Source organism: Burkholderia metallica (genome assembly GCF_902832845.1).
GTDB classification, from domain to species: Bacteria; Pseudomonadota; Gammaproteobacteria; order Burkholderiales; family Burkholderiaceae; genus Burkholderia; species Burkholderia metallica.
On the sequence record NZ_CADFDB010000007.1, the window covers coordinates 144,164 to 164,587 of the forward strand.

Here is a 20,424-nt window from a genome sequence, read left to right on the forward strand (position 1 = left end):
CGTCAATTCATGGGGTGACCGGCCGCGCGGCGTCATGCGCGCGCGGCCGGGTCGAGCGCGTCGACGAGCGCCGCGACCGAATCGAACGTGCGGTCGGCGTCGGGCAGCGGCGGGCGGCGCAGCATCACGACCGGCAGCCGGCGTTCGCGCGCGACGTCGAGCTTCGCTTCGGTGGCCGCGCCGCCGCTGTTCTTGCTGACGACGACGTCGATGCCCGTCAGCGCGAACAGCGTGCGCTCGCCGTCGAGCGTGAACGGCCCGCGCGCGGCGATGATCTGTGCCCGCGCGTGGCCGGGATGCGCGTCGAGGCAGCGCACGAGCCAGAACTGGTGCGGCGGGATCGCGTCGAGATGCGCGAGCGGTTCGCGGCCGAGTGTGAACAGCGGCCGCCGGAACGGCGCGAGCGCGGCCTCGATGCCCGCCCAGTCGTCGACCATGCGCCAGTCGTCGCCGGGTTGCGGCACCCACGGCGCGCGGCGCAGCGCCCACAGCGGCACGCCGGCTTCGTGCGCGGCGGCAGCGGCATTCGCGCTGATCCGCGCGGCATACGGATGCGTCGCGTCGATCACGAGTCCGATGCCGGCGCGGCGCAGATACGCGGCCAGCCCGGCGGCACCGCCGAAGCCGCCGACGCGCACGTCGCAGCGCAGGTCGTCGGGTACCTTGCCTAGACCGGCGAGGCTATACCCGTGACCGGGCCCGAGCGCGCGCGCGATCTTCAGTGCGTCGCCGGTGCCGCCGAGCAGCAGGATGCGCGCGCTCATCGCGCCTCCCCGACGAAGCGGCCCTGCCGGTCGATCGCGAACATCTCGACGGCGACCGACGGCGGCACGATGTCGCGCGCGACGCGCAGCGCGTGTGCGCAGACCCGATCGCCGAGCGGCACGCCGTCGGCGTGCGCGAGCGCCAACGCTTCCTGGCTCGTGTTCGCGGCGCGCATCGCGGCCTGCAGCGCTTCGCTTGCGCCGGCCTCGGCCGCCCATTGCGCGAGCAGCGGCAGGTCGATGCTCGAATGGCGGCTGTGCAGGTCGAGATGGCCGGCCGCGAGCTTGCTGAGCTTGCCGAAGCCGCCGCACATCGACAGCCGCCCGACCGGCGCGCGCCGCAGGTGCTTGAGCACCGCGCCCGCGAAATCGCCCATCTCGATCAGCGCCATGTCCGGCAGGCGGTAGTGCGCGCGCATCGCGTCCTCGCTTGCGTTGCCCGTGCACGCGGCGATGTGCGCGATGCCGTTCGCCCGCGCGACGTCGATGCCCTGATGGATCGACGCGATATAGGCCGAGCACGAGAACGGCCGCACGATGCCGGTCGTGCCGAGAATCGACAGCCCACCGACGATGCCGAGGCGCGGGTTCATCGTCTTCAGCGCGAGCGCTTCGCCGCCTTCGACGCCGATCGTCACGTCGAAGCCGCCCGCATAGCCGTGCTCGGCCGCCAGCGCCTGCAGGTGCGTCGTCATCATCTGGCGCGGCACCGGGTTGATCGCCGGTTCGCCGACCGGCAGCGTCAGCCCCGCGCGCGTGACCGTGCCGACACCCGGCCCCGCGTGAAACCGCACGCCGGGCGCCGCCGCGAGTGCGACGCGCGCGAAGATCAGCGCGCCGTGCGTGACGTCCGGATCGTCGCCGGCGTCCTTGAGCGTGCCGGCTTCCGCGCCGTCGGGCGTGGTGCGGCAGAATTCGAGCCGCATCATCACGTGCTGCCCCTTCGGCAGCACGATCTCGACCGCGTCGTCCGCGCGGCCCGCCAGCAGCAGCCGTGCGGCGGCGAGCGACGTCGCGGTCGCGCAACTGCCGGTCGTGTAGCCGAAGCGTAGCGGCGCAGGCTGTTCGGGGGTTTCGTCGCGCATCATGCGTCCGTCGGGTTCGTCGTGGCCGACGATGCGGTGGCGGCGGTCGGGTCGGCGGCTTCGGGCTTGCGCGCGTCGTACAGCGTCACCGGCAACGGTTGCCGCCACGTATCGAAGCGACCGAGCGGCTCGGCGTGCGCGAGCGACACGCGCGTGAGCGTGCCGCCGTGCGCATCGCGCCATGCGGCGAGCGCGATCTCGCCTTGCAGCGTGACCGCGTTCGCGACCAGCCGGCCGCCGGGTTTCAGCGACGCCCAGCAGGTGTCGAGCACGCCGGGTGCGGTCGCTCCGCCGCCGATGAAGACCGCATCGGGCGCGGCGAGCCCCGCGAGCGCATCGGGGGCGCGGCCCGTCACGAGTTGCAGGCCCGGCACGCCGAGCGCGTCGCGGTTGTGCTCGATGAAGCGCTGGCGCTCCGCGTGCGCTTCGATCGCGATCGCCTGGCACGACGGATGCGCGCGCATCCATTCGATGCCGATCGAGCCGCTGCCGGCGCCGACGTCCCACAGCAGTTCGCCGGGCGCGGGCGCGAGGCGGCCGAGCGTCATCGCACGCAGGTCGCGTTTGGTGAGCTGGCCGTCGTGACGGTACGCATCGTCGGGCAGGCCGGGCGTGAGCGCGCGGCGCGGTGCGTCGGGGCCGGCCCGGCAGTCGAGCGCGACGAGATTGAGCGCCGCCGTCTCGTCGATGCGCCAGTCCTGCGCGAGACCGTCGAGACGCCGCTCGAGCGGGCCGCCCAGGTGTTCGAACACGCTGATGCGCGTCGGCCCGAAGCCGCGTGCGACGAGTTCGGCCGCGACGGCGGCCGGCGTGCGGCCGTCGGCGCTCAGCACGAACAGGCGTCGGCCGGGCAGCAGGTGACGCGCGAGCGTCGCCAGCGGGCGGCCGACGAGCGAGACCGCGCCGACGTCCTGCAGCGCCCAGCCGAGACGCGCGGCCGCGAGCGACAGCGACGACGGCGCGGGCAGCACGCGCCATTCGTCGGGGGCCAGTGTGCGCGCGAGCGTGGCGCCGACGCCGAACAGCATCGGGTCGCCACTCGCGAGCACGCACACGGGCGCCGCGCGCCGCGCGAGCACGCCGGCGAGGTCGAACGGCGACGGCCACGTTTCGCGTGCGGCCGGCAGCCGCGCGGGCAGCATGTCGAGATGCCGCTTCGCGCCGACGACGAGCGTCGCGTCGAGCAGCGCGCGGCGCGCGCTGCGGCCGAGCCCCGCGTAACCGTCGTCGCCGATGCCCACTATCGTCAGCCACGCCGTCATGCACCCTTCCCCATCGTTCGATTTCATCCAGTTTGTTGCGATGCGCGGCGATCGTGCCGCCGCGCGTTGATCCGTCGATTGCCGTCGGCGCGGCCCGTCCGGACGCAGAGCGTGGCAGCGAGGTCAGCCGAGCGGTATGCCCACGATATGAGTCAGCAAGATCGAATACACGCCGACGACCGATGCGACCAGCAGCCAGCCGAGCAGCAGCCATGCCAGCGGTTGTCCGCCGCCTCGCCTGAACAGCCAGGTTCCGCCCGCCACGATCGGCACGCCGAGGCTGGCAAGCGCGACATGCGTGGGCCACGCTGCGGACGGCGCAAACGGAATCAGCAGGCTTTCGAGCACCTCCGATGCAGCGATGCCCGACATGGCCAAAGCGATCCCCATGCCAAACAGCTCCGTCCTGCCGAGTTTCATCATCGCGGATATCGGCTCGCGCCGAGCGTACGTCGAGCCGACAATCGTACCATTCGCGCGACCGCGCGAAGCGCGCCACAGCCATGCTGCGACACGGTTGCAGCGCAACCGCTGATGTCGGAGCGGTGCCGAAATCGGGTATCCTACGGCCGTTCGTTCGCCGGTGCCCTTCGGGGCCGAAGAGGGAACACAGGGCGCGCCGCGCGCCGCTGTGGCTGCCCCCGCAACTGTAGACAGCGAGCCGATCCCCCTCACGCCACTGGTTCGACCGGGAAGGCCGGGAGCCGGCGCCGACCTGTCAGCCAGGAGACCTGCCGGCCAGAAAGTGCGTGCGTGCCAGTCGGCGTCGGGCGGGGTGTACCGATGCGTTGGCCGCGGCGCGACACTGCCCCGGTATCCCGTTGAGTTCCGCCCCCGTTTCGATTCCTGCGTCGCCCGCCGCACGCCCGTCGGCCTGCCCGGGGCTCGTGCGCGTGGTCGCGGCCGCCGACGGCGGGCTGTGCCGGATCAAGCTGCCGGGCGGCCGGCTCGATGTACGCCAGGCGCGCGCGATCGCCGCCGCCGCGCGCGCATTCGGCTCCGGCGCGATCGACGCGACCAATCGCGCGAATCTCCAGTTGCGCGGTATCCGCGACGGCGCGGCCGACGCGCTCGCGCGCGCGCTCGTCGACGCAGGGCTTGGCCCGCGCATCGACGCCACCGGGCATCCAGCGGCCGATGCGGCCGCCGTCGCCCTGAGCGACGACGTCCGCAACGTGATGCTCAGCCCGCTCGCCGGCCACGATCCCGCCGCGCTCGTCGACAGCCGTGCGCTCGCCGCGCCGCTGTTCGACATGCTGGCGCGCGAGCCGCGCCGCGGCGAGCTGTCGCCGAAATTCTCGATCCAGCTCGACGGCGGCGAATCGGTCGCGGCGCTCGATCATCCGCACGACATCTGGCTGGCCGCGTGGCGTCGCGGCGACGGCGCGGTGCGCGTCGCGGCAGGGCTTGCCGGCTGCCCGCCGGTCGCGCGCGACGATCGACCCGCGTCGGTCGATGTCGCGCCCGATCAAGTCGTCGCACTCGCGCGCGCGTGGCTGCTCGCGTTCGTCGATCTCGCGCCGGCGGACGTCACGCGCATGCGCGCGCTGCTCGCCACCCGCGGCGAGCGCGCGTTGTTCGAACGCGCGCAGCACCATCTGCCCTTCCCGTTCGCGGCCGATCCGGCGCTCGCCGGCTGGCGTCGCGCCCGCACCGACCCGGCGCTGCGTTTCGGCGCGCATCCTTCGCGCGATGCGGTGCGCTGCAACGTCGGCGCGCAATTCGTGCTCGGCCGGCTCGACGCAACGCAACTGGAACGGCTGGCCGCGCTGGCCGAAACCGACGGCGACGGCACGCTGTCGATGACGCCGTGGCAAGGCGTGTTTCTGCACGGCGTGCCGAACGAACGCGCTTCGGCCACGCTCGATGCGCTCGCGTCGCTCGGCCTCGTCTGCGTGCCGTCGGACCCGCTCGCGTCGCTCGTCGCGTGCGCCGGCAGCGTGGGCTGCGCGAAGGCGCGCGCCGACACGAAACACGATGCGCTCGCGCTCGCCGCGCGCCTCGGCCATGCGGCCGACGTCCACCTGAGCGGCTGCGAGCGCCACTGCGCGCTGCCGCATCCCGCGACGCACACGCTCGTCGCGGTCGCGCCCGCGCACTACGACCTTTACCGGCGCGACGCGGCCGCGGGCCTCGGCGCCCCGCTCGCGCGCCATCTGACGATAGACCAGGCCGCGGCCCGACTGACGGGCGCGCGGCACAGCCAGGACACCACCGATGCTTGACTACATTCGCGACGGGCAGGAAATCTACCGCCGGTCGTTCGCGACGATCCGCGCCGAGGCCGACCTGTCACGGGTTCCGCCCGACCTCGAAAAACTCGCGGTGCGCGTGATCCACGCGTGCGGGATGGTCGACATCGTCGGCGACCTGCGCTTCTCCGTCGGCGCCGGCACCGCGGGCCGCACGGCGCTCGCGGCCGGCGCGCCGATCCTGTGCGACGCGCGGATGGTCGCCGAAGGCATCACGCGGGCGCGGCTGCCGGCCGGCAATCGCGTGATCTGCACGCTCGGCGAGCCCGAGGTGCCCGATCTCGCGCGGCATCTCGGCAATACGCGTTCGGCCGCCGCGCTCGAACTGTGGCGTCCGCACCTCGCCGGCAGCGTCGTCGTGATCGGCAATGCGCCGACCGCGCTGTTCCACCTGCTCGACATGATCGACGCCGGCGCGCCGCGCCCCGCGCTGATCCTCGGTTTCCCGGTCGGCTTCATCGGCGCGGCCGAATCGAAGGCGCTGCTCGATGCCGACAGCCGCGGCGTGCCGTACGTCGCGCTGCTCGGCCGGCGCGGCGGCAGCGCAATGGCGGCCGCGGCGGTCAATGCGCTCGCGACGGAGGTCGAATGACGACCGCACGTGGACGCCTGTTCGGGGTCGGCGTCGGCCCCGGCGATCCCGAACTGATGACGATCAAGGCGCTGCGCGTGCTGCAGGCCGCGCCCGTGGTCGCGTATTTCGTCGCGAAGGGCAAGAAAGGCAATGCGTACGGCATCGTCGAAGCGCACCTGCACGACACGCAAACGCAACTGCCGCTCGTCTACCCGGTGACGACCGAGGCGCTGCCGCCGCCGCTCTGCTACGAGACGGTGATCGCCGATTTCTACGATACGGCCGCCGAGATCGTCGCCGCGCACCTCGATGCGGGGCGCGACGTCGCGGTGATCTGCGAAGGCGACCCGTTCTTCTACGGCTCGTACATGTACCTGCACGACCGCCTCGCGCCGCGCTACGACACCGAGGTGATTCCCGGCGTGTGCGCGATGCTCGGCGGCACGGCCGTGCTCGGCCAGCCGCTCGTCTATCGCAACCAGAGCCTGTCGGTGCTGTCGGGCGTGCTGCCCGAGCATGAATTGCGCACGCGGCTCGCGCAGGCCGACGCGGCCGTCGTGATGAAGCTCGGCCGCAATTTCGACAAGGTGCGGCGCGTGCTCGACGAACTGGGCCTCGCGAAGCGCGCGCTATACGTCGAACGCGCGACGATGGCGAGCCAGCGCATCGTGCCGCTCGACGAAGTCGATCCGATGGCGTCGCCGTACTTCTCGCTGCTCGTCGTGCCGGGGGAAAAATGGCAAGGATGACGACGCCGCCCGCGATCGTGATTCTCGGCGCGGGCGCGCTGGACACCGCGCGGCGCATCCAGGCGCGCTATCCGGGCGCGCGCGTGCACGGCCTCGCGTCGCGCGTCGAGGCCGACGTGCCGTTCGACGAACTCGGCGCGCACCTGCGCGAACTCTATGGCCGCGGTTTGCCGATCGTCGCGCTGTGCGCGGCCGGCATCGTGATCCGCTGCATCGCGGCCGCGCTCGCCGACAAGGGCGTCGAGCCGCCCGTGCTCGCGGTGGCGGAGGACGGGTCGGCGGTCGTGCCGCTGCTCGGCGGGCTGACGGGCGTCAACGCGATGGCGCGCGAAATCGCCGCATGCGTTGGCGTTGCGCCGGCGATCACGACGAGCGGCGAGCTGCGCTTCGGCGCGTGCGTGCTCAATCCGCCGGAAGGCTATGCGCTCGCCGATCTCGCACAGGGCAAGCGTTTCGTGTCCGATCTGCTCGCGGGCGCGTCGACGCGCATCGACGGCGCGGCGCCGTGGCTCGACGATGTCGCGCTGCCGCGCGACGATACCGCCGCGCATGCGATCCGCGTGAGCCCCGACGCATGGCGCGGCGCGCGCGACGAACTCGTGATTCATCCGCGCAGCGTGGTGATCGGCGTCGATGCGCACGCGCTTCACGCGGATGGCGCGCTTGCCGCACGTATCGATGCCGCACTCGATGCGCAAGGTCTCGCGCGGCTCGCGCTCGCGGCCATCGTCGCGCCCGCGTCGGCAATCGGCGACGCGGTGCTGGAGGACGCGGCGCAAACGCTCGACGTGCCGCTGCGTTTCGTCGATGCCGATGTCGATGCCGACGGCAATGATGAAGCAACCGCCGATGCCGCCGCGCTGCTCGGCCGCGCGTTGCGGGTCGCGCACACGCTGCGCGCAACGACGAACGGCATCGCCTGCGCGGTCGCGTCGCACCCGGTCGATCCCGCCGCGCTCGGCCGCGCGCGCGGCCGCCTCACGGTGCTCGGGCTCGGCCCGGGCGGCGCCGCGTGGCTCACGCCGGCCGCGCGGGCCGCGCTCGCGCAAGCGACCGACATTCTCGGCTACACGACCTACGTGAACATGGCCGGCCCGTTCCGCGACGACCAGCGCGTCCACGGCACCGACAATCGCGAGGAGATGCAGCGCGCGCGCCATGCGTTCGAACTCGCGGCCGAGGGCCGGCGCGTCGCGGTCGTGTCGTCGGGCGACCCGGGCGTGTTCGCGATGGCCGCGGCCGTGCTCGAAGCGCTCGACGAAGCGCGCGATCCGCGCTGGGCCGCGGTCGACCTGCGCGTGGAACCCGGCATCTCGGCATCGCTCGCGACGGCCGCGCAGGCCGGCGCGCCGCTCGGTCACGACTTCTGTGCGATCTCGCTGTCGGACAACCTGAAGCCGTGGGACGTGATCGAGACGCGCCTGCGGCATGCGGCGCGGGCCGATCTGGTGATGGCGTTCTACAACCCGATCTCGCGGGCGCGGCCGTGGCAGCTCGATCGCGCGCTCGATGTCGTGCGCGCGCACCGCACGGCCGAGACGGTGGTCGTGCTCGGCCGCGACATCGGCCGGCCTGGCGCGACGCTCACGACGACGACGCTCGGCGCGCTGCGCAGCGACCAGGTCGACATGCGCACGATGGTGATCGTCGGCTCGTCGACGACGCGCCGCTTCACGATCGGCGACGGCCGCGAATGGGTCTATACGCCGCGCTGGTATCGCTGAAGCCGGTCATCGCGTCGGCGTGACGCCGCGCGCGCCGGCAGGCGCGGTGCCGGCCGTGCCGCCGCCGCGCCAGAAGCGGTACACGAGCACGCCGACGATGGCCTGGGCCGCGACCACGAACGCGACGCATCCGGCCCATCCCCACCGGTGCCAGCCGGGCACCGGCAGGATCGAGCCGAGGCTGCCGCCGAAGTAATAGCAGGACAGGTAGATGCCGATCGCCGTCGAGCGCGCGCCCGACGCGGCCTGCGAAATGAACGTGTTGGCCGACGCCTGTTCGACGAACACGGCGGTCGAGCTGAGCGCGAGGCCGGCCAGGATCACCGGCACGTCGTCGGACAGCGTGAGCAGCGCCCCGCCGATCGCGAGCGCGGCCGCGGCGAGGCCCGGCGCGCGCGGGCCGCGATGCCGCGCGAGGCGTCCGGCCAGCGGCGTCACGACCACCGCCACCAGGAACACCGCATAGATCGCGCCGATCCCGACCGTGCCGAAGCCGAACGGCGCGCGGGCGAGACGCAGGCCGACGAACGTGAACGTCGCGACCTGCGACGCGAGCACGCATGCGCCGATCGCGAACGACGCGAGCAGCGGGCCGCGCGTGACGATGCGCCACGATGGCTCGGCCCCGGCCTCTGCCGCGTGGTCCACGCGTCGCGCGATCGCGCCGGATGCCGGCAGGCTCGCGTAGATCGCGACGCCCGTGACGACGCACAGCGCCCCGACGACGTCGAGCGCATGCCGCCAGCCCCACATCGACGTCATCAGGTTGGTCGCGAAGCGGCCGGCGAAACCGCCGAGCGTCGTGCCGGCGACGAACAGCGCGCTGATCTCGGCCGACGTGCCGCGATCGAAGCGCTCGGCGACGTACGCGATCGACAACGCGAAGACGAACGGCATCACGAGACCGGCCGCGAAGCGCGCGCCGAGAAACGACGCGAAGCTGCCCGCATGCGCGGACCACACGACCGGCAGCGCGACGGCCACCGCGGCCAGCGAGATCGCGACGCGCCGCTCGATGCGCGCGGCCAGCACGCCGACGAACGGCGCGATAATGGCGACGGCCGTCGTCGTGGCGCTCACGCCCTGCCCCGCGCGCTCCGCGCTGACGCCGAAGGTGGCCGCGAGTTCGTGCAGGATGCCCTGCGTCGAATACAGATTGAGAAACGCGGCGAAGCCGCAGAGAAAGAACGCGATGCGCGTGGTCCTGTCGTTCATCGGAGCTGCCCGGTCGTCGATGCCGACAGTCTGACGAGCGCGCCGTGTGCACGCCAATACCGTTTTCATCGCGATTGATACCGGAACGACAACAATGCTCGACCTGCGCCGCCTCCGCTATTTCGTGGTCGTCGCCGACGAACTGCACTTCGGCCGCGCGGCGTTGCGCCTGCGGGTCGCGCAGCCGCCGCTGACGCGCCATATCGCCGCGCTGGAAAGCGAGCTCGGTGTGCGGCTGTTCGAGCGCTCGACGCGCGCGGTGCGGCTGACGCCGGCAGGCACCGCGTTTCTCGAACACGCGCGCAACGTCGTGAGCGCGGCCGCCGAGGCCGAGGCGAGCGCGCGCAAGATCGCGCAAGGCGTCGCCGGGCGGATCGTGATCGGCTATGCGAGTTCGATCCCGATGTCCGACACGTTCCCGGACGTGATCCGCGTCGCGAGCCGCACGATGCCCGACGTCGAACTCGTGTTCCGCGAGGCGGCGACCGCCAGCCAGCGCCGGCAGATCGCGGACGGCACGATGGACATCGGCTTCGGCTGGGCATGGGACGGTGCGCCCGGCGTGCCGGTGGCGTCGCTCGTCGTGTCGCGCGAACCGCTCGTCGCGGCCGTGCCGGCCGGAGACCCGCTCGCGGGCCGGGCGAGCGTCGACGTCGCGGAGCTTGCGAACGCCACCTTCGTCACTTTTCCGCCGGGCTTCGGCTCGGCATTGACCGCGGCGCTGGACGACCTGTGCGCGCGTGCCGGCTTCGCGCCGCGCATCGGGGCGACCGCCGCGCAGATCACGACGCTCGTCTCGCTGGTGGCCGCCGAGCGCGGCATCGCGATCGTGCCGGGCTTCACGGCCACGCTGCAGCGTCCGGGTGTCGTGTACGTGCCGCTCGCCGGCACGCGCGCGGTCGAGCAGATCGTGTCGTGGAACGCGCCGTTCGCATCGGCATGCGTCGAGCGCTTCGTCGCGCTGGCGCGCACGCTGGCACGGCCGGCGCCGGCCTGAATCATCGCGAGCGATGCGCATCGGGCGGCGTCGGGCATCGCGCAATCGATCGGCAAAATCGCCCGTCACGCCGTTGCGCAACCGTGTCGAATCGGCAAGATCGTTACGTATCGGGAATCAAATAACAAAAAGAACTCCTGACTATTCACTATTCGGCGCGAATCCTCCAAGATGAGCACGCCGTCGGCCGGGCACGCCCGGTCGCCCGACCGGCGGCGATACGCGGGCCAGCGTATCCCTCTTCCACTTGGAGAACACAATGAACAACAATGTGTTGCCGCGTTTCATCCCGCGCGCCCTCGCCGCGGGTTGTCTGCTCGCCGTGGCGAGCGTGTCCCAGGGCGCCGGCGTCTATGCGCCCTATGTCGACGTGACGCTTTATCCGACGCCGCTCGTCGACCAGATCGGCGTCCGGCAAGGCATCCAGCAGTTCACGCTCGCGTTCGTGGTCGCGGGCAGCGGCTGTACGCCGTCGTGGGGCGGCGTACAGCCGATCGGCAACGGCGCGAGCGGCGGCCTGCTGACCGCGCTGTCGACGTCGATCGCGAGCTATCGCGCGAAAGGCGGTGAAGTCGCCGTATCGTTCGGCGGCGCGAACGGCACGCCGCTGATGCAGGCGTGCTCGACGGTCCCCGCGCTCGCGAGCGCGTACCAGACCGTGATCGACACGTACGGCCTCACGCACGTCGACTTCGACATCGAGGGGGCGTCGCAGACGGACACGGCCGCGATCGCGCGCAACTTCCAGGCGGTCGCGCAGCTGCAGGCGAGCTATGCGGCGAAGGGCAAGCCGCTGCACGTCACGCTGACGCTGCCGACGATGCCGACCGGGCTCACGCAGGACGGCCTGAACGTCGTCAACGCGGCGATCTCGAACCGGACCGTGTTCGACGCGGTGAACGTGATGGCGATGGACTACGGCCCCGCCAACATCGACATGGGCGCCGCGGCGATCAGCGCCGCGCAGGCGCTCTATTCTCAGCTCGATACGGCCTTCAAGTCGGCCGGTCAGCCGAAGACCGATGCGCAGCTCCGGCAGATGGTCGGCGTCACGCCGATGATCGGCGTGAACGACGTGCAGGGCGAAACCTTCACGCTCGCGAATGCGCAAAGCGTGCTGAACGCGGCGCTCGCCAACGGTTACGGCTTCTTCGGCAACTGGTCGGTCGGCCGCGACCAGGCGTGCCCGTCCGGCGGCGCTTATGCGTCGCCGACCTGCTCGGGCGTCGCGCAGCAGCCGTACGCGTTCGCGACGATCTTCAAGCAGCTCGGCGGCAAGTGGGGCGCGGGCGTCACGCAGGACCCGAACTACGGCGGCGGCTCGGACGGCGGCACGCCGCAGCCGGGTGCGCCCTGGGCGGCCGGCCAGGTCTACACGGCCGGCGCGACGGTCACCTACCAGGGCACGACGTATCAGGCGCAATGGTGGACGCAGGGCGACGTGCCCGGCCAGGCCGCCGTGTGGAAGCCGGTCGGCGGCGGCACGGCCACGTGGTCGGCGACTACCGCGTATTCCGGCGGCACCTGCGTGATGTACCAGGGCGCGAAATACTGCGCGAAATGGTGGACGCAGGGCGACAACCCGAGTGCGGGCGGTGTGTGGGTGAAGTCGTGATGCGGCACGGCCGTCGTTAGGCCCGCGCATCGGGGGGCCGTTCACGGCGATCGCTTGCCGAACGCCGGCGGACGGCCCCGTCGCGCGGCGGGCGCGGCCCGCTCGCCGTCAGCCGCCGGCTCAGCCGCGCGCGTGCTCGGCCAGCAGCCGCGCCTTCGCGTCGACCAGCAGCGCCGCATGCGTATCGCGATACTGGCGGATGCGCTCGGTCGGCCCGACCACCGACAGCCCGTACCAGTCGCCGTCGAGCGTCAGCGCGACCGCGATCGCCGACAGCTCGGGCGCGCTCTCGCCGAAGTTCTCGGCCCAGCCGAGATCGCGAAACCGCGCGGTCTGCGCGACGAGCGCGGGAAGATCGGCCACCGTCGCGCCGGTGAGGCGCTCGAACGGCAACTGCGCGCCGAGCGCCTGCTGCGCGTCGCCCGCCAGTTCCGCGAAGATCGCCTTGCCGATCGAGTTCGCGTGCAGCGGGCGCAGTTCGCCCGGCGCGCGCGTATAGCGGATCGCCTGCTCCGATTCGACGACGTCGAGGTACGTGACCGACACGCCCTGGATCTTGCCGAGCACGGCCGTCTCGCGGCTCGCGTCGCGCAACGCGACGAGATGCGGATGGACGATGTCGACGACCGGGTCGGTCGCGTCGATCGCCGCGGCGATCGTTTGCAGGCGGCGCGTCGGGTAATAGCCACCGCGCTTGCGCACTTCGTACAGGTAGCCGCGGCTCACGAGCGTGCGCGCCATCGCGAGGCAGCTCGACGCCGGCACATTGAGCAGGCGCGCGAGTTCGGTCAGCGGCAGCGGCCGCCGTTCGGCGGCGAACAGCTCGAACAGGTCGAGCGTGCGGGCAACGAGTTTGACGTCCATGACGAGCGCTTGAATCGGAACGGGAAACCGCGCACCGGGCCGGCGGCCGGGTCGATACGGTCAGTACGACTTCGGCAGCCCGAGCACCTTCTCCGCGATGTAGCAGAGGATCAGTTGCGGGCTCACGGGCGCGAGCCTCGGAATCATACACTCGCGCAGATAGCGCTCGACATGGTATTCCTTCGCATAGCCCATTCCGCCGTGCGTCGCGACCGCCGTCTGGCACGCGTGGAACGCGGCTTCCGCGCCGAGGTATTTCGCGGCGTTGGCCTCCGCGCCGCACGGCTGCCCCGCGTCGTAGCGGGTGGCCGCCTTCATCACCATCAGCCACGCAGCCTCTAGCTGCATCCACGCGAGCGCGAGCGGATGCTGGATCGACTGGTTCTGCCCGATCGGCCGGCCGAACACGACGCGCTCGCTCGCATACTGCGTCGCGCGGCGCAGCGCGGCCTGCCCGAGCCCGATCGCTTCCGCGGCGATCAGGATCCGTTCGGGATTCAGCCCGTGCAGCAGATAGCGAAAGCCGTCGCCTTCGTTACCGATCAGGTCGTCGCGCGACACGCGCAGGTTGTCGATGAACAGCATGTTCGAATCGACCGCCTTGCGGCCCATCTTCTCGATCTCGCGCACTTCGACGCGGGTGCGGTCGAGGTCGGTATAGAACAGGCTCAACCCGTCGGTCGGCTTCGCGACCTGGTCGAGCGGCGTCGTGCGCGCGATGATCAGCATCTTGTTCGCGACCTGCGCGGTCGAGATCCAGATCTTGCGCCCGCTCAGCACGTAGTGGTCGCCGTCGCGGCGCGCCTGCGTGGTCAGATGCGTGGTGTCGAGGCCCGCGTCGGGCTCCGTCACCGCGAAACACGCCTTGTCGCGCCCGGCGATCAGCGGCGGCAGGAAGCGCGCCTTCTGCGCGTCGTTGCCGAACACCTGCACCGGGTTCAGCCCGAAGATGTTCATGTGGACGGCCGACGCGCCGGACAGGCCGGCGCCCGATGCGCTGATCGTGCGCATCATCAGCGCGGCCTCGGTCATGCCGAGCCCGGCGCCGCCGTGGGCCGGGTCCATCGCGATGCCGAGCCAGCCGGCCTCGGCGAGCGCCGCGTGGAAATCGGCCGGAAACCCGCCCGCGCGATCGCGTTCGAGCCAGTAGTCGTCGCCGAAGCGCGCGCAGATTTTCTCGATCGCGCTTTCGATCGCGCGCTGGTCATCGGTCAGGTCGAACTGCATGGATTGCTCTCCTGGAAAAACGTGAGCGGTCGCGCCGCTCTCAAGAAAATGTCGGGCGGCGACAGGACTTTCGCCACGAGCGCCGTGCCGGTGCGAAACGGTGCGCCCGGCACGCCGAAACGAAGCGGCGAGTCGGCGGCGCTCATAGCGGAAACACGCCGACGATCACCGCGGCGAACACCATCAGCACCGTCGCGGCGAACAGGAACGGAATCGTGAATTTCTGGTGTTCGGCCAGTTCGACGCCGGTCAGGCCGACGATCAGGAACGTCGCGGGCGTGAGCGGGCTCACCGGGAAGCCGGTCGTCATCTGGCCGAGCAGCGCGGCCTGCGCCATCTGGATCGGCGGCACGCCCAGCAGCTTCGCGCTTTCCGCGAGCACCGGCAGCACGCCGAAATAGAACGAATCGGGGTCGAACAGCAGACTGAGCGGCATCGACAGCAGCCCGAGCACGAACGGCATGTGGCGCGCGTGCTCGACGGGCACGTGCGCGACGACCACTTCCGCCATCGCCTTCAGCATCCCGGTGCCGGACATGATGCCGGTGAACGCGCCGGCCGCGAGCAGCACGCTCGCCATCATCAGCGCAGCCTTCGCATGCGCGTCGATCCGCTCGCGCTGGGCCTGCACATCCGGGTAATTGATCACGAGTGCGGCGACCGTGCCGAGCATGAACATCACCATCGGGTCGACGATGCCCGATACGAGCGTGACGAGCACGACGAGCGTCAGCGCGACGTTGATCCGGAAGCGCTCCGGCCGGCGCAACGCGCGCTCGGCATCGGTCAGCGCGCGCGGGGTAATCGCGAGCGACGCCGCGCCGGCACGATCGAGCCCGAGCCGCCTCGCCTCGCGCGCGCCGAGCACGTACGCGGTGCCGAACACGAATACGAGCCCGACGATCTGCACCGGAATCATCGGCATGAAGATCGCGGAACCGGGAATGTGCAGCGCCGCCGACGCGCGCAGCATCGGCCCGACCCACGGCAGGAAGTTGACGCCGGCCGCCATCGACGCGATGCACGCGAGGATGCGGCGATCCATCCCGAGCCGCGTATAGAGCGGCATCATCGCGGGCAGCGTGACGAGAAACGTGACGGCGCCCGAGCCGTCGAGATGGATCAGCAGCGCGAGCAGCGCCGAGCCCATCACGATGCGCGGCGGATGACAGCCGATCACGCGCAGCACGCCCGCGATGATCGGGTCGAGCATCCCCGCGTCGGTGAGGATTCCGAAAAAAAGAATCGCAAAAACGAACATCCCGGCGATCGGGCCGATGTTCTGTACGCCGTGCACGATGAACTTGCCGGTCTGCAATCCGAAACCGGCCGCGAGCGAGGCGGCCACCGGCACGACGATCAGCGCGACGAGCGGCGACAGCCGCTTCGCGATGATCAGGCCGAACAGCGCGACGATGGCGATCGCGCCGATCCATGCAAGCATGATGCGTCTCCTCTTGCGCCGGTGCGGCCGTGGGCGGCCCGGCGTGGCGTTCGAATAGTCGTGCGGTATGCACGGCCGTGCGGCGGCGTCGGGCGCGCGGCACGGCCGGCGCCCGCGCTGGCGGTCAGCGCCGGTGCGGTTCGGTGTCGCGCTCGCCGCCGACTGCGTCGGCGAACACCTGCGCCGCGTGTTCGTTCAGCGCGGGCGGCGGCCGCCGGTACGTGGCCGGCGTGCGGCCGAGCTTGATCGGCGACGCGATCCCGCGATGCCGGCCCAGCTCCACCTTCATCCGCCGATGCGCGACATGCGGATGGTCGAGCGCCGCGTCGAGCCCGAGCACCGGCGCGCACGGCACGCCGCGACGCATCAGCTGCTCGGCGAGCGCGGCGCCGTCGTGGCCGGCCAGCGCCGTTTCGAGCCGTGCGCGCAGCGCGGCGCGGTTCGCACTGCGCGCGCGGTTGTCGGCGAAGCGCGGATCGTCGAGCCAGTCGCGCGTGCCGAGCACGTCGCACAGCGCCGCGAACTGCCCGTTGTTGCCGACCGCGAGAAAGATGTCGACGCCCGCGGTCGGAAAGCTGTCGTACGGCGTGATGTTCGGATGCGCATTGCCGGTACGCACCGGCGCGCGACCCGAATGAAAGAAGTTCGGCGTATGCGGATGCAGGATCGACAGCGCGCAGTCGAACAGCGTCGATTCGACGAACTGGCCGCGGCCGCTCACGTCGCGCTCGCGCAACGCCATCAGCACGCCGAGCGCCGCGTTCAGCCCGGTGACGAGGTCGACGATCGGCACGCCGACCCGCAGCGGTGCGCCGCCGGCTTCGCCATTGACGCTCATCAGCCCCGCGAGCGCCTGCACGGCCGCGTCGTAACCGGGCAGCCCGCCGAGCGGGCCGTCCGCGCCGAAACCCGACACGCGGCAGTGGACGAGGCGCGGAAAGCGCGCATGCAGCGCGTCGAAGCCGAGCCCCCAGCGCTCCATCGTGCCGATCTTGAAGTTCTCGACGATCGCGTCCGCGTGTTCGAGCAGGCCGAGCAGCCGCTCCCGGTCGGCCGCCTGCGTCAAATCGAGCGCGATGCCGAGCTTGTTGCGGTTCACGCCGAGGAAGTACGACGCGGTATCGCCGTCGAACGGCGGCCCCCACGTGCGGGTTTCGTCGCCGGACGGCGGCTCGACCTTGATCACCTGCGCACCGTGGTCGGCCAGGATCTGCGTCGCGTACGGGCCGCCCAGCACCCGCGACAGATCGATGATGCGCAATCCCGCCAGCGCGCCCTGCTGCGCGTGTTCCGCCATGCGTCCCGCTCCTGGTTCCGGTTGATCGGACTGCCGGCTCCGGCGGCCGCGTGCTCCGCGGCGCGATCGTCCGGATTCGACGAATAATTCTTGTGCATGAATTTATATTCACACTCGGGAATTTCGTTGTCAACCCCGGCTGCACCCTGATCAGCCGGGGCGGACAATGCGGCCGTGCGCAAGTGGGGGCGACACCGAATACCGGCCGGTTGCGGTCGCGCCCCGCGTTTCGCTAAGCTGGCGGGCAATCTTCATCTCAAAAAATCGGGCGGATCATTCATGAAACGGATGTTGCTGGCAGTTTTCATCCTCGCGTCGACGCTGGGCACCGGACACGCGCAAACGCAGACGTTCCATTTCGGCGAAGGACAGACGCAGATGCCCGGCGCAGCCGCGCCGACCGCACGGCCTGCCCCCGCGCGCCGGCACGCGACGCCGCCGGCGCGCCACCACCGGCGTGCCGTTCACAAGCGCCGCCAGCCGCGGCACGCGAAGCCGGCGCGCAGCGGGATCTATACGCACGCGTGACCCGGCGCGCGGCCCGCGACGCGGTTGCACGGAACTGTCACGAACGGCCGGTATGATCGCTGCGGCTGCCTGCACACCGTCGCGGCCCGCCGCCCGGCAGCGCGCCGCCGACGTGCATTTTCTCCACGATTGAGCACCTGTTTTGCCGAACATGAGTACCGGGCCGGACATTCTCGACGTCATCAAGGAACGCGCCACGATCGTGTGCCGTCAGCGCAGCAGCGTGCTGCTGGTCGCCCGCACCGCGTCGCGCTGGTCGCTGCCGGGCGGCACGATCCGGCGCGGCGAGACACCGCTCGATGCCGCGCTGCGGGAGCTTGCCGAGGAAACGCGGCTGGAGGGGCTCGCGCTCGACTACGCGGTGCAGTTCGGCGGGCTGACGAAGCTCCATCACGTGTTCGTGGCCGACGTGCCGGCGCACCTGACGCCGCGCGCGAGCAACGAGATCGCCCGCTGCAAGTGGTTCGCCGTCGACCGGCTCGACACGCTGCGTGCGAGCGTGCCGACGCGCAAGATCATCGAGTTGCTGCGGCTCGACTGCTTTTCGGCGATCGCGAACGGCCGGCTGCGCTGAGCCCGCTATCGCCCGCAACGGTCACGCGTGCAGATACGGGCCGACCTTGCGCTCGAGCAGCGTGACGAGTTCGGGCTGCATGTAGGTGTAACGGTCGGGAATGTCGAGGCACACGATCTTCTTGTGCCGCAGCTGCGCGCCGAACTGCGCCGCCAGCCGCGCCTTGTGCGCACGCTCCATCACGAACACGACGTCGGCCCAGTCGAGCTGCTCGGCGGACACGCGTGTATCCGCATCGGGGGCGAGGCCCGCCGAGTCGGCTTCGACGTCCGGCCACGCGGCGAATACCGCTTCGGCGGTCGGGCTGCGCAGCCGGTTGCGACTGCAGATGAAGAGCGCGCGCATCATGTCGTTTCGACGTGGCCCGACACGGGCCTGCTCACCCTTGCGGAATCGTGCCCGGCCGGACGTACGCGAGCATGTGCGGCACGTAGTCGGCCTTGCCGAGTTCGACGCCGTGGTGGCGCAGGATCGCGTAAGCGGCGATCGCGTGGAAGTAGAACTGCGGCAGCGCCCAGTCGCGCGCGTACTGTTCGCCCGTCATGTCGAACGCGATCCCGTTCGGCAATTCGAGCGCGATCGGCAGCGCGACGCCGCCGTCGAGCGCATCCGGCGCGAGTTCGCCGAGAAAGGCGAGCGTGCCGGCGATGATCGCCTGCGCGTCGGCGAGCGTGCCGGGCTGCGCATCGGCATTCCATCCGGCCTCGCGCAACGCCAGCAGCGCGGCCGGTAACGGTTCGCCACGCAAACGGTGGACGGGCTCCATCGCCTGGAAGCACGAGAAGCGCACCTGTGCCGCGAGCGGATACATGTCGGGCGCGAGCTTCAGCGTCATCGCCGTGTCGGGCGTGTCGCCCGCGGCCTGCCGGTGCGCGGCCGCCTTGTCGAGCCACGCGGTCTGCGCGCGCAGCATCTGGGTGAAGGTCGGAACGAGAAGTTGGGTCGGTGACACGCGTGCGCTCCTGTGTTGTGGTTTGCGCCACGATAGCAGCGTCGGTACGAACCTGCATCCTCGCCGGGGCCATGCGCGCGATTCGATGCGGATCAGGCCGCGCGTGTCGCGAGATGCGCGGCGCGCGTCCGCGTCAACGCATCGTCAAGGCTTGCCGTGTCGCGCCAGAAACCGGTCGAGCTGCGACGCAAACGCCTTGCCGTCGCGCGCGCTGAACGGCGCCGGCCCGCCCGTGTCGATGCCCGCGCTGCGCAGCTGATCCATCATCGCGCGCGTCGACAGGCGTTCCTCGATGTTCTCGCGGCTGAACCAGTTGCCGCGCGGGTCGAGCGCATGCGCGCCCTTGTCGAGCACGGCGGCGGCCAGCGGAATGTCGGCGGTGATCACGAGGTCGCCCGCTTCCACCAGCTCGACGATGCGCGCGTCGGCCACGTCGAAGCCGGCCGGCACCTGCACCGCCTTGATGAACGGCGACGGCGGCGTACGCAGAAACTGGTTCGCGACCAGCGTCACGCAGATTTCGGCACGACGCGCGGCGCGAAACAGCATGTCCTTGATGACGGCGGGACACGCGTCGGCATCGACCAGTACTTGCATGGCGGGTTTTTCCAGTGGGTTGAAGCAGAAGCAGCAGAAGCCGCGATCATAGCGCACCGCCGGCCGGCGATCAGCCGGCGCGACCCGTGCACAGCGCGTCGGCCGTCACCCACTGCGCGCCCCACGCCGCGGCCAGCCGCGCGCCCTGCCCGATCCGCACGGCCGCGTCGTCGAAGTCGACGAACACGACGTGATCGGCCGCCGCGGGTTTCGCGGGCGTCTCGCGCGTGCGTCCGTCGGACAGCACCCACAGCCAGCGCTGCGCGCCGGGTTCGCGCCGTGCCGCGCGCGCGAGCAATTGCGCGGCGGCCGCGATGCCGTCCGCGAGCGGCGTGCCGCCGCCGCCTTCGACCGGTTCGAGCCAGCGCGCATTCCACCAGCGCGGTACGGCCGGGCCGAAGCGCCGCACAGCGCCGTTGCCGCCGAAGCAGATCAGCGCGGTTTCGACCCGGTCGCGCGCAGCCTGGTCGAAATACGCGACGATCAGCCCCTTCGCCAATGCGAGCCGCTCGTGCGACAGCATCGATGCCGAACAGTCGAGCACGAAGCAATGCAGCGCGTGCGGCGCGCCCGCGCGTTTCCGCAAGCGCAGATGATCGCGCTGCAGCGGGCCGCCGCGTTTCGCTGCGAGCGTCGCGGGCCACGCCACGGCCGTGCCCGCGCGTGCCGTACCCGGCACGTGCGCGGCGGCGCCTGCTTGCCAT

The 20,424-nt window shown here is 71.3% G+C and carries 22 protein-coding genes and 1 riboswitch; of the genes, 8 read left to right on the forward strand and 14 right to left on the reverse strand.

The window, feature by feature from the left end; translation table 11 throughout:
• Window positions 1-32 precede the first annotated feature (32 nt).
• The 4 genes from HWX08_RS20465 to HWX08_RS20480 all read right to left on the reverse strand — a co-directional run bounded on the left by HWX08_RS20465 (window position 33) and on the right by HWX08_RS20480 (window position 3,534).
• Window positions 33-764, reverse strand: coding sequence for a cobalt-precorrin-6A reductase (locus HWX08_RS20465; RefSeq protein ID WP_174922644.1), 732 nt, complete (start codon window positions 762-764; stop codon window positions 33-35).
• The gene (locus tag HWX08_RS20470) at window positions 761-1,849 is read right to left on the reverse strand and encodes a cobalt-precorrin-5B (C(1))-methyltransferase (RefSeq protein ID WP_174922674.1); all 1,089 of its coding nucleotides are present in this window, start codon (window positions 1,847-1,849) and stop codon (window positions 761-763) included. Before HWX08_RS20470 ends, HWX08_RS20465 begins: the two co-directional genes overlap by 4 nt.
• On the reverse strand, window positions 1,849-3,111 hold the full coding sequence (gene cbiE, locus HWX08_RS20475) for a precorrin-6y C5,15-methyltransferase (decarboxylating) subunit CbiE (RefSeq protein WP_174922673.1): 1,263 nt from the start codon (window positions 3,109-3,111) through the stop codon (window positions 1,849-1,851). Before cbiE ends, HWX08_RS20470 begins: the two co-directional genes overlap by 1 nt.
• Window positions 3,112-3,234: 123 nt before the next feature.
• Window positions 3,235-3,534, reverse strand: coding sequence for a hypothetical protein (locus HWX08_RS20480; RefSeq protein WP_157126744.1), 300 nt, complete (start codon window positions 3,532-3,534; stop codon window positions 3,235-3,237).
• Window positions 3,535-3,675: 141 nt separating this feature from the next.
• A riboswitch (cobalamin riboswitch) is annotated at window positions 3,676-3,864 on the forward strand.
• Window positions 3,865-3,932: 68 nt separating this feature from the next.
• On the opposite strand from HWX08_RS20480, the gene cobG reads away from it, so the two are divergent.
• Genes cobG through cobJ form a run of 4 tightly spaced genes read left to right on the forward strand, consistent with a single transcriptional unit; the run spans window position 3,933 to window position 8,410 of the window.
• Complete coding sequence (cobG, locus tag HWX08_RS20485; RefSeq protein ID WP_244122746.1) at window positions 3,933-5,336, forward strand: precorrin-3B synthase; 1,404 nt, start codon at window positions 3,933-3,935, stop codon at window positions 5,334-5,336.
• Complete coding sequence (locus HWX08_RS20490; protein WP_174922642.1) at window positions 5,329-5,955, forward strand: precorrin-8X methylmutase; 627 nt, start codon at window positions 5,329-5,331, stop codon at window positions 5,953-5,955. Before cobG ends, HWX08_RS20490 begins: the two co-directional genes overlap by 8 nt.
• On the forward strand, window positions 5,952-6,686 hold the full coding sequence (locus HWX08_RS20495; RefSeq protein WP_069256665.1) for a precorrin-2 C(20)-methyltransferase: 735 nt from the start codon (window positions 5,952-5,954) through the stop codon (window positions 6,684-6,686). Before HWX08_RS20490 ends, HWX08_RS20495 begins: the two co-directional genes overlap by 4 nt.
• Window positions 6,683-8,410, forward strand: coding sequence for a precorrin-3B C(17)-methyltransferase (cobJ, locus tag HWX08_RS20500; protein ID WP_175807049.1), 1,728 nt, complete (start codon window positions 6,683-6,685; stop codon window positions 8,408-8,410). Before HWX08_RS20495 ends, cobJ begins: the two co-directional genes overlap by 4 nt.
• 6 nt (window positions 8,411-8,416) lie before the next feature.
• Here cobJ and HWX08_RS20505 read toward each other — a convergent pair whose 3' ends face one another.
• The gene (locus HWX08_RS20505) at window positions 8,417-9,625 is read right to left on the reverse strand and encodes an MFS transporter (RefSeq protein ID WP_174922942.1); all 1,209 of its coding nucleotides are present in this window, start codon (window positions 9,623-9,625) and stop codon (window positions 8,417-8,419) included.
• Between the two features lie 94 nt (window positions 9,626-9,719).
• Between HWX08_RS20505 and HWX08_RS20510 the strand changes: the two genes are divergently transcribed.
• Both HWX08_RS20510 and HWX08_RS20515 read left to right on the forward strand, forming a co-directional pair.
• Window positions 9,720-10,622 (forward strand): LysR substrate-binding domain-containing protein, encoded by a 903-nt coding sequence (locus tag HWX08_RS20510; protein ID WP_174922941.1) that lies wholly within the window; start codon window positions 9,720-9,722, stop codon window positions 10,620-10,622.
• 259 nt (window positions 10,623-10,881) lie between these two features.
• Window positions 10,882-12,237 (forward strand): chitinase, encoded by a 1,356-nt coding sequence (locus tag HWX08_RS20515; RefSeq protein ID WP_174922940.1) that lies wholly within the window; start codon window positions 10,882-10,884, stop codon window positions 12,235-12,237.
• Between the two features lie 120 nt (window positions 12,238-12,357).
• Here HWX08_RS20515 and HWX08_RS20520 read toward each other — a convergent pair whose 3' ends face one another.
• From HWX08_RS20520 to HWX08_RS20540, 5 genes are all read right to left on the reverse strand, one after another.
• Window positions 12,358-13,101 carry an IclR family transcriptional regulator gene (locus HWX08_RS20520; protein WP_174922939.1) on the reverse strand — a complete coding sequence of 248 codons (744 nt, stop codon included), beginning with the start codon at window positions 13,099-13,101 and terminating at the stop codon, window positions 12,358-12,360.
• Between the two features lie 60 nt (window positions 13,102-13,161).
• A complete protein-coding gene (locus HWX08_RS20525; RefSeq protein ID WP_107311930.1) occupies window positions 13,162-14,328 on the reverse strand; it encodes an acyl-CoA dehydrogenase family protein in 1,167 nt (388 codons plus the stop codon).
• Window positions 14,313-14,474: a hypothetical protein gene (locus HWX08_RS20530; RefSeq protein WP_174922938.1), complete on the reverse strand. Its 162-nt coding sequence runs from the start codon at window positions 14,472-14,474 to the stop codon at window positions 14,313-14,315. Before HWX08_RS20530 ends, HWX08_RS20525 begins: the two co-directional genes overlap by 16 nt.
• Window positions 14,471-15,772 carry a CitMHS family transporter gene (locus tag HWX08_RS20535; RefSeq protein ID WP_174922937.1) on the reverse strand — a complete coding sequence of 434 codons (1,302 nt, stop codon included), beginning with the start codon at window positions 15,770-15,772 and terminating at the stop codon, window positions 14,471-14,473. The genes HWX08_RS20530 and HWX08_RS20535 overlap by 4 nt, the downstream gene beginning before the upstream one ends.
• 124 nt (window positions 15,773-15,896) lie before the next feature.
• Window positions 15,897-17,069, reverse strand: a complete 1,173-nt coding sequence (locus HWX08_RS20540; RefSeq protein ID WP_174922936.1) for a CaiB/BaiF CoA transferase family protein — start codon at window positions 17,067-17,069, stop codon at window positions 15,897-15,899.
• 279 nt (window positions 17,070-17,348) lie between these two features.
• Here HWX08_RS20540 and HWX08_RS20545 point away from each other — a divergent pair, with 279 nt between their 5' ends.
• Together HWX08_RS20545 and HWX08_RS20550 are read left to right on the forward strand one after the other, a co-directional pair.
• Complete coding sequence (locus HWX08_RS20545) at window positions 17,349-17,597, forward strand: hypothetical protein (protein ID WP_069256656.1); 249 nt, start codon at window positions 17,349-17,351, stop codon at window positions 17,595-17,597.
• A gap of 151 nt (window positions 17,598-17,748) precedes the next feature.
• Window positions 17,749-18,171, forward strand: a complete 423-nt coding sequence (locus HWX08_RS20550) for an NUDIX hydrolase (RefSeq protein WP_069256655.1) — start codon at window positions 17,749-17,751, stop codon at window positions 18,169-18,171.
• 21 nt (window positions 18,172-18,192) lie between these two features.
• Here HWX08_RS20550 and HWX08_RS20555 read toward each other — a convergent pair whose 3' ends face one another.
• The 4 genes from HWX08_RS20555 to HWX08_RS20570 form a co-directional block, all read right to left on the reverse strand.
• Window positions 18,193-18,519 carry a low molecular weight protein tyrosine phosphatase family protein gene (locus HWX08_RS20555; RefSeq protein WP_174922935.1) on the reverse strand — a complete coding sequence of 109 codons (327 nt, stop codon included), beginning with the start codon at window positions 18,517-18,519 and terminating at the stop codon, window positions 18,193-18,195.
• A gap of 31 nt (window positions 18,520-18,550) precedes the next feature.
• Window positions 18,551-19,123: a DUF1993 domain-containing protein gene (locus HWX08_RS20560; protein WP_069256653.1), complete on the reverse strand. Its 573-nt coding sequence runs from the start codon at window positions 19,121-19,123 to the stop codon at window positions 18,551-18,553.
• Between the two features lie 144 nt (window positions 19,124-19,267).
• A complete protein-coding gene (locus HWX08_RS20565) occupies window positions 19,268-19,720 on the reverse strand; it encodes a YaiI/YqxD family protein (RefSeq protein WP_011351963.1) in 453 nt (150 codons plus the stop codon).
• Between the two features lie 70 nt (window positions 19,721-19,790).
• Window positions 19,791-20,399 carry a vWA domain-containing protein gene (locus HWX08_RS20570; protein ID WP_069256652.1) on the reverse strand — a complete coding sequence of 203 codons (609 nt, stop codon included), beginning with the start codon at window positions 20,397-20,399 and terminating at the stop codon, window positions 19,791-19,793.
• Window positions 20,400-20,424 lie beyond the last annotated feature (25 nt).